Genomic DNA, 9162 nt, shown 5'->3' on the forward strand with positions numbered 1-9162 from the left:
CCCTTTACATGGCAAATCCGACAGTTCAGAAATACTGAGTCCTGTCGGCTTTTATTTTCATATACCAATATTTAATTATACACTATATTGGGCTAATCACCCATAATATTTAAATGCACAGTGACCGTAGTTCCCTTTTTCACTTCCGAGCCTTCTATGCTTTGTTCTGAAGCTACTCCACTACCAATAAATTGAACTTTTAGACCAAGACTATTTAAAAGTGCACTAGTAACTTCCGGGCTATTTCCTTTAATATTCGGAACCATAACAGTATTACTATTTTCTGTTCCTTTATCAGTGTGTAATATAATTTCAGTTCCCTCTTTAACTGTATATCCGGGTTTAGGAGTCATATCAGTAATAATTTCCCCCTCGGCACTTAATTTTGCCTTCAAATTATTAGTTTTTAATAATTTCTGCGCATCTGCCTTATTAAGCCCTCTTACCTCTGGAACAATAATATCCTTAAGTAAGCTTTTCGCAATCTCCTCGCTGGAAGCATCGGATTTAATTGATAAGTAATTAAATATATCATTAAAGACTTGTTTTCCAACCACAGTTGCAATCTGTCCACCATAATAGTTAGATGGGTCTGGTTCATCAATATTAATTAGTATGGATATTTGAGGATCATCCGCAGGTGCCATTCCAGCAAATGATGAAACATATTTTTGTGCTGCATATCCAGGTCCAGTCGTATTTATTTTTTGAGCAGTTCCTGTCTTCCCTGCAATATGGTATCCTGCAATAAATGCCTTCTTACCACCACCGCTTTCTACAACCTGTTCAAGATAATTTCGTAATAGTTTTGCAGTGTCCTCATTCACTATTTTTCTTTCATTATAATTTGAAAATGTTTGTACAACTTGTTTGTTTTTCAAATCATCATAAGCTACTATCTCTTTCATGACATGAGGTGTTATAAGCTTACCTCCATTTGCAATGGCATTAAAAGCTGATAAATACTGTATACAAGATAAAGTATTTCCTTGACCAAATGATGTTACTGCTAAATCAAGAACAGTCATATCTTTGGTTTTTCTAACTATCCCTGAAGCTTCTCCATTTAAATCAATACCAGTTCTTTTGCCAAATCCAAACAAAGCAATGTACTTATTTAGTTTTTCTTGTCCGAGTCTTCTACCGAGTTCCATAAATCCAACATTACACGAATTTTTCAAAATATCAACAAAATTTTGTTCTCCATGTCCTGTGGTCTTCCAACATTTTATTGCTCTACCTGAAACTATAGTGCTACCATTACAGACAAATTTATCACTTTCTTTAACTAGCCCCTCTTCCATGGCCGCTGTAGCTGTTACCACTTTAAAAATAGACCCCGGCTCGAACGTGTCACTTACTGCCCTATTTCTCCAGGCCTTTTGATTTTCGTCAAAACTTTTACTAAGGTCCCAAGGGTCATTAGGATTATAGTCTGGTTTATTAACCATGCCTAGTATTTCTCCATTTTTAGGATTCATTGCAATTATAGTAACTGCAGCTGCTTTATTATCTATCATTGCCTGCTCAGCTGCTTTTTCACAAAAATATTGAATCATCTGGTCAATAGTAAGCACTACATCTTTGCCATCTACTGGCTTTGTATAATCTGATATTGTATAAGGTAATTCTTCACTTTTTCTATCAGTTTCTGAAATCTTTATTCCTGGAACACCTGATAAATATTTATTATAATATAGTTCAACGCCTGTTAATCCATTTCCATCAGAATTAGTAAGTCCTAGAACATTTGCTAAAAAATTTTCATTAGGATAATATCTTTTAGTATCTCCAGTAATAACAATTCCCCGAAGATTTTGCTTTTTAGAAAAATCAGCAATTTTGTCAGCCATAGGCTTATCTATCCTTCTTTTTAAAATAGCTGCTCCAATGGCTTTTCCTTTTGAATTGGTCTTAGTCAAAATAGATAAAACATCCTTAGATTCCATTCCAAGTATTTCAGCGAGCCCTGGTGCAATATCACTCATAGTTAATTTGTTTTTCTTTGTAGTGTCTCTTAATGAATTAAGATCTAAATCTACTCTAAAAACATTTGCACTTATAGCGAGTTCCTTACCATTTCTATCTAAAATTCTTCCTCTCTTTGGTGAAATACGAACGTCACTAGTCCACTGTAGAATTGCCCTTTCTTTATACTCTTTCCCTTTAACTATCATTACGTAGCTTAGTCTACTAACTAATAGTATAAACAAAAGAAAAAGTATTAGAAATACAACCAGCATTCTGCGTTTAACTAATACCTTGTCTCTATACTCTGCTCCTGCCAATTTGTTTCCCCCCACTATCTTACTCTAGAAGATAACAATTGCTCTCTAAAAGATAGTATTGCTATCTAAAAGATCATTTTTTTAATTTTCGCCATTATTTCCTTGCTCTTATTCACTTGTAGTTCTTCCTTTGTTCCTAAATTGTTTTTACTCAAATCTAAATATTGTATGTCACTAATTGTGGGTTTAACCATTTGAAGTTTCGTCGTCGCTATTTTTTCAATGTAACTTATATTCCTAAACTTAATCAGTTCTACACTATACGCGTCATTTTCTTTACTCACCATTTCCAATTCTGCTTTAGTTTTAGAAGTCATATCTTGATAATTGTAAATCATACAATATCTAGAAATAATTATCACACCAACAACAAAGCCTAAAAGAATATTCGTAAGAACACCTTTTTTCTTTTTCATGTCCTTCATTTTTTTTCTATGCTCTATCTGTATTCGTGATTTTTCTAGCTCTTCATAATTTGGTTTTCTAATTGATTCATCTGGTTTTAATACCGTATTTCCATCCATCCTATACTTGTTTTTTGCTACTATCACTTTATTCACCCCATCCACAATTTAGAACTAAATCTTCTCAGCTACCCTTAATTTTGCACTTCTACTTCTTGAGTTTATTTCTAACTCTTCCACGCTAGCTACTATAGGTTTTCTGCTTATGAGTTTTACTATTGCTGTTTTACCACACACACACATAGGTAATTCTTTTGGACATTTGCATGGGTCTTGCAAGTTTCTAAACTTATTTTTAACAATTCTATCCTCAAGTGAATGGAATGTAATAATAGCCATTCTTCCACCACTAGTAAGTCTATTTATTCCATTTTCTATTGCTTTATCTAATATTCTTAATTCACCGTTCACTTCAATTCTTATACCTTGGAATGTCCTTTTAGCTGGATGGCCACCTTCTCTCTTATACTTTGCTGGAATGGCTGCATCAATAACATTAACTAGTTCCAAAGTAGTATCAATTGTTTTTGGTTTTCTTCTATCTACTATAAAATTAGCTATTCGTTTGGAAAATTTTTCTTCTCCATAATTCCTTATAACTTCCGCTATCTGCTGTTCCTCGTAGTTATTGACCACATCAAATGCTGTTATCCCCTTACTCCTATCCATTCTCATGTCAAGAGCTGCATCTTTCATATAGCTAAATCCACGCTCTGCATTATCTAATTGATATGAAGAAACTCCTAAGTCCATAAAAATTCCATCTACTTTTTCTATTTCAAGTTTGTCGAGTATATCGTCAATATTATAAAAATTATCGTGTACATAAGTAACGTTGCTAAATTCTTTAAGAACAGTTTCAGCTGCTTTTAACGCATCCGCATCTTGATCAATTCCAATTAACCTCCCGCTTTTCGACAATCTTTTTAAAATTTCTAAAGAGTGCCCTGCACCTCCTAGTGTACAATCAACATAAATTCCATCTTCTTTAATATCTAGCGCATCAATGCACTCATTTAACAAAACTGATACATGCTTAAATTCCATACTTTACTCTCCTTCTATTTATCTAATTCAATCTATATACCTAATTCAATCATTTTTTCTGCTATCTCATCAAAATTCATATCCGAGTCATTGTATTCATCCCATTTATCTTTAGCCCATATTTCTATTCTAGTTGATACTCCTATACTTACTATTTCCTTTTGAAGGCCTGCGTATTCGCATAAATTTTGTGGTATTAGAGCTCTTCCTTGTTTATCTATTGTTATTTCATTAGCACCTGAAAAGAAAAACCTTACAAATGCTCTGGCATCCTTATTCGTTAATGGAAGTTTCTTTAGTTTTTCTTCCATTATCAACCATTCAGCCATTGTATAAATGTATAGACATCCATCTAGGCCCTTCGTCAATATAAATCCACTATCGAGTCCATCTCTAAATTTCGTGGGAATAATCATTCTGTTTTTACTATCGATGGCATGTTGATATTCACCAATAAACATATTACTCCCCCACTCTATAAATTCACTCCACTTTAAACCACTTTAAACCATTTTAAACCACTTTTAAGTATTATTCTATATAAAATTGAAATTTCCTTCTTATTTTAAATTATTATTATCTTTTTTTGAAAATAATTAAAATTTCCAATCTATCATTAGAACATATTAACTTAATATACATTATCATCCATAACCATTTTTCACTTCATTTACTATTCTAATTAACTTTCTTGAAATGCATTAACATCTAGGGTATAATTTATAAGGAATAAAAATTTTAAACGAGCGAAAGGAATGTACATATATATGAAGCTAGGAATTGTAGGTTTACCAAATGTAGGAAAAAGCACATTGTTTAATGCAATAACAAAAGCAGGGGCAGAATCTGCTAACTATCCATTTTGTACTATAGAGCCAAATGTAGGAGTTGTTAGTGTCCCCGACAAAAGATTAGATGTGCTAAGAGATATTTATAATAGCAAAAAGATAGTTCATACAGCAATTGAATTTTATGATATAGCCGGCCTTGTAAAAGGAGCAAGTAAAGGTGAGGGTTTAGGTAATAAGTTTCTATCCCACATCAGAGAAGTTGAATCTATAGTTCATGTGGTAAGATGCTTTCATGATGAAAATATCATACATGTAGATGGTACTATCGATCCCATACGTGACATAGATACTATTAATCTAGAACTTATTTTTTCTGATCTTGATGTGCTGGACCGAAGAATGGAAAAATCAGTGAAACTTGTTCGTTCTGGTGATAAAACAGCAAAAATGGAATATGAACTTATGGAAAGAATAAAAGAACACCTTGAAGCAAATTTTCCAGTAAGAACACTAGAGTTTACCGAGGAAGAAGCTGCTTTTGTAAACATTCTTTTCTTAATCACCTCAAAACCAGTATTATATGCGGCAAACATTAGTGAGGATGATCTAATGTCTGGCAACATTGAAAATGATATGGTTAAAAAAGTTAAAGAATTTGCTGCAAATGAGAATTCGGAAGTAATTATAGTTTGCGCACGGCTTGAAGAAGAGTTATCTTCTTTAGAAGACGAGGAAAAAATGGAACTTCTAAATGAATATGGCCTTGAAGAAACTGGTCTTGATAAACTTATTCACTCAAGTTATAGACTACTCGGACTCATGAGCTTTCTAACTGCAGGTGTTCAAGAAATAAGGGCTTGGACTATACACATTGGAACTAAAGCCCCAGCAGCTGCCGGTAAAATTCATTCGGATATAGAAAGAGGCTTTATAAGAGCAGAAATAGTCTCATATGACAAGTTAATTGAATATGGCAGTGAAGCAGCTGCTAAGGAAAAAGGGCTATATAGACTTGAAGGAAAAGAGTATATTATGCAAGATGGCGATGTAGTTAATTTTAGATTTAACGTATAATATTAAAAAAGCAGGAGCTGTTTATGGCTCCTGCTTTTTCAATATCTATCATTAAGTTATTTTTTCCCACTATATTTTTTTAATTCTTTGGTAATAGCAGCCATTACATCATCGAAGGTAGTATCTGAATCTCCCATTAGTATACCGATTGCATCTTCAATAGAGGTCATAGTATATAAATGAAATCTCCCATTTTTAATTTCTCTCTCAACTTCTTCACTTAAAACCAGGTCGTCTGCATTAGAGATTGGTATCGCTACACCTTTGCCGCAGGTCGTGTCGATTGCTTTGCATACTCCAAAAAAGCCCTCTATTTTATCATTTACTCCACCTATTGGTTGAACATCTCCAAATTGATTTACCGAGCCTGTTACGGCAATACTTTGCTTTATAGGTATTTTACTTAGAGCTGATAACATACATATTATTTCTGCAACAGATGCACTATCACCATCTATTTTGCCGTAGATCTGTTCAAAGCACAAATGAAAGTCCACTGGTAGTTTACTAAATCCTCCATTAATATTACTTATATATCCCTTTAAAATACTAATAGATTTACTATGGATGTTTCCACTTAGATGACTCTCTTGTTGAACATCTATAATATTACCTTCTCCCTTATAACAACAACAGGTAATCTTTATTGGCTTACCAAAACTTAAATACCCTGTATCAATTACTGATAATCCATTCACTTGGCCTATTTTACTATTTTTTACATCAATAAGCATTTTCTTTTCAGTATAGTTATCTAAAATATCCTTTTCCATACTGTCTTTTTTATAACTTATCTCAATTATATCATTTTCAGTAATCTCTTCTTTACGCTCGTTATTAACCTTATTGCTAGCTAAAGTTAATAATTTATTTATTTCATATTTGTCATAGTATATTTTATTTCTACTCTGGGCCTTTCGTGATAACAGTTTTGCTACTTCCCTTACAGCTCCTTTTGTAAGGCACTTTAAATTATTTTCACTACACATTTTATTTATCTCAAATACCAACGATTGCTTTAAATCATTGTCTATATTCTGCACTGGATTACATGCTGCTTTTATTGTAAAGAGTTTTCTAAAGTCTTCATCATAGTTATAAAGCAAGTCATAAGTCTCATAGTCCCCAATAAGAATTATCTTTTCTTTAACAGGTATAGGTTGTGGTTTTAAGGTATTTAAGGAAACGAGTTCATAAAAATTTTTGTTATAAGCAACATCTACCTCCCCTGTTAATAATGTCTTTTTCAAATAATAGTAAGCAGAAGGATTAGTTAGTAAATCCTTTATTCTAATTACCAAGCACCCTTCATTAGCTTTTAACATACTACCACCTTTTATAAATTCTATATCCGTAGAATAAACCCCATTGTGATTTTCATATTCTATAGTTCCAACCACGTTTGCTAAAGTTGGATCTTGTTCAAATATAACTGGTGGAATTTGATTTTTACTATTATCTACAATCACGTTTATAGCATGTCTAAATATAATCTCATTTATTTTTTCCTCATCCTCATCATAGTTTAAAGAATAAATGTCTATAAGTTTTCTCTCGATATCTTTGCATACTATATCAAGATATTTTTGTACAGCTTCATCTTCCATGAACATATTTTTATATTGCTGCTTTAAATCATTCATTTCGGTTTTATAGTACATTTCCATTATTTGCTTTATATTCTCTAAATCCTTTTCTTCAATTAATTTTAATTCCTCTAATATTTCCTTAGCCTTTTCTTTTAACATGCTTGCCGTTTTTAAAATATTTTCTTTTTTCTCTTTATCCAATGTATCATATTCGTTTTCAGACATTTCTTTTCCACTACTTAAAGGAATGAATGTAAATCCATTATTGGTAGACTTTATGTCGAAACCATTCACTTTTGCTGAATCTATTAGTTTAGCAATTAATTCATTTCTTTTCTTTTGAATATTCTCTTGAATCTCTTCCTTTTCTTTATTTGTAGAATCATTGTAGAACTGAAATGTACACTCCAAATATTCGTTCTGTAATTCTTCAAGTGTTTCTTTTAGCTTATTTCCACCCCCATTACTTACAAAAATGGGTTTAGGAGATTTTTCATCTTCATATAACACATAGCAAATATCTTTTGGTTTGCTCTTGTTTTCAAAAATTTTATTTGCATATTTCATAATATCTTTAAGGCTCTCTTTTGAAAAATCGTCTATTAAATAAATATTAAAACCATCTTTATCTATACTTAAAGCAGTTTTAATATTTTCTATTACATCTAAATACTGGGGCAATGAATCTAACTGTTCCCTCAAACTCATATCTTCTTCAATATCAAAATTATATATAATATCCTCCGGAGTTAATTCCCTATTCATATTCCTCCTCCTTTCAAACCTTTATTATATTAATATTCTTATATCACTAATTTAGGAACAAATATTATCATTGTTAAGTAATAATATTTTCTAAATTTGTGTGTTTATATATTTTTTTCTCATGCCATTTTAATGATAAATAATTAAAATAGACTTTTATTATTACTTGAGTTAAATTCCAACATAAGATATACTTAGATTATTGAATTTTTATATTTATTATAATTTTATTATGAAGGAGAATACTGATGGGATTTAAAGAAAAAATGACTAAAAGTTATACAGACTCTTATTTAAAAAAATATGGTGATAGACTTACTCAAGCACAAGGTAGAGTTCTATCTGTCAAAGTAGAAGAAAAAAGTTATCTAAAAATATTTTATACATTACTTGTAACCATCTTAGTAAAGGCCGAAGGAAGTAAATCTATTTCTAAGTGCATATTTAAAAAAAGACGTTGGTTCAAAAAAGTCAAATTTATTTCTGTGCTTCAAGGGCATTCTGTTTTAATTCAAGGAATGAAGGGCAAAAAAGGAAAAGAACACAGTGATCATATTGCAATTATAAACATTAGAAATGTGACTACAAAGAGAGAATTGGTTCCAATGCAAGGCGGTACTCCAAAGGTTCAAAGAGTAAGAGCAGATAAACGTTTTAAATAATAAATAAAAAAGTATATATTACTACTAATGCATTCACCTAGCTAAGAACTACTAATTTTGTTTTTAATTAATTTGCTAAAAAATATAAACTCGCTGTCGCTCAAACATATATTTTTCTTAACGCACCTTAATTAAAAACAAAATAAGAAGTTCTAAAGCTAGCTTCAATGCATTATACGTAATATATACTTTTTTTTGCGCATAAAAACATTTGTTAGAAAATGAGAATTTATAAAACTCTCATTTCTTAATAATTAGAGGTAATAAAATAAATAACAAGTCAGTATGCGACGGATATTTCGCATACTGACTTGTTTTATTTAAATGTCCCTTAATGCTTGTGCACTAAATATAAGTACAATGAGTTGATGAATGAAATTATGCCCGAGAAAAATAAAACAATTAACCATTGACCCAAATTAAGTGGTATTGTATGAAACACCTTCTGTAAAAATGGGACATACACTATGCTAATTAGCATA

8 protein-coding genes are annotated in these 9162 nt (G+C 31.3%); 2 read left to right on the forward strand and 6 right to left on the reverse strand.

Annotation, left to right across the window (positions count from 1 at the left end; all coding sequences use genetic code 11):
• Positions 1 to 92: 92 nt before the first annotated feature.
• The 4 genes from JJE11_RS08875 to mraZ form a co-directional block, all read right to left on the reverse strand.
• Positions 93 to 2288 carry a stage V sporulation protein D gene (locus JJE11_RS08875; protein ID WP_291634688.1) on the reverse strand — a complete coding sequence of 732 codons (2196 nt, stop codon included), beginning with the start codon at positions 2286 to 2288 and terminating at the stop codon, positions 93 to 95.
• A gap of 65 nt (positions 2289 to 2353) precedes the next feature.
• Positions 2354 to 2839, reverse strand: a complete 486-nt coding sequence (locus tag JJE11_RS08880) for a hypothetical protein (protein ID WP_291634690.1) — start codon at positions 2837 to 2839, stop codon at positions 2354 to 2356.
• Positions 2840 to 2866: 27 nt separating this feature from the next.
• Positions 2867 to 3799, reverse strand: a complete 933-nt coding sequence (gene rsmH, locus JJE11_RS08885) for a 16S rRNA (cytosine(1402)-N(4))-methyltransferase RsmH (RefSeq protein WP_291634692.1) — start codon at positions 3797 to 3799, stop codon at positions 2867 to 2869.
• A 32-nt stretch (positions 3800 to 3831) separates the two neighbouring features.
• Positions 3832 to 4260, reverse strand: a complete 429-nt coding sequence (gene mraZ, locus JJE11_RS08890) for a division/cell wall cluster transcriptional repressor MraZ (protein WP_291634694.1) — start codon at positions 4258 to 4260, stop codon at positions 3832 to 3834.
• A gap of 306 nt (positions 4261 to 4566) precedes the next feature.
• On the opposite strand from mraZ, the gene ychF reads away from it, so the two are divergent.
• Positions 4567 to 5664 carry a redox-regulated ATPase YchF gene (gene ychF / locus JJE11_RS08895; protein ID WP_291634696.1) on the forward strand — a complete coding sequence of 366 codons (1098 nt, stop codon included), beginning with the start codon at positions 4567 to 4569 and terminating at the stop codon, positions 5662 to 5664.
• 56 nt (positions 5665 to 5720) lie between these two features.
• On the opposite strand, the gene JJE11_RS08900 is transcribed toward ychF, so the two are convergent.
• Positions 5721 to 8018, reverse strand: coding sequence for an AAA family ATPase (locus JJE11_RS08900; RefSeq protein WP_291634698.1), 2298 nt, complete (start codon positions 8016 to 8018; stop codon positions 5721 to 5723).
• 248 nt (positions 8019 to 8266) lie between these two features.
• On the opposite strand from JJE11_RS08900, the gene JJE11_RS08905 reads away from it, so the two are divergent.
• Complete coding sequence (locus JJE11_RS08905) at positions 8267 to 8680, forward strand: hypothetical protein (protein ID WP_291634700.1); 414 nt, start codon at positions 8267 to 8269, stop codon at positions 8678 to 8680.
• Between the two features lie 331 nt (positions 8681 to 9011).
• Here JJE11_RS08905 and JJE11_RS08910 read toward each other — a convergent pair.
• Positions 9012 to 9162, reverse strand: a 151-nt coding sequence (locus JJE11_RS08910; protein ID WP_291634702.1) for a cation transporting ATPase C-terminal domain-containing protein, incomplete at its 5' end; no start/stop codon positions are given.

The sequence above is a fragment of the Clostridium sp. genome (assembly GCF_016650095.1).
Classification (GTDB): domain Bacteria; phylum Bacillota; class Clostridia; order Clostridiales; family Clostridiaceae; genus Clostridium_AD.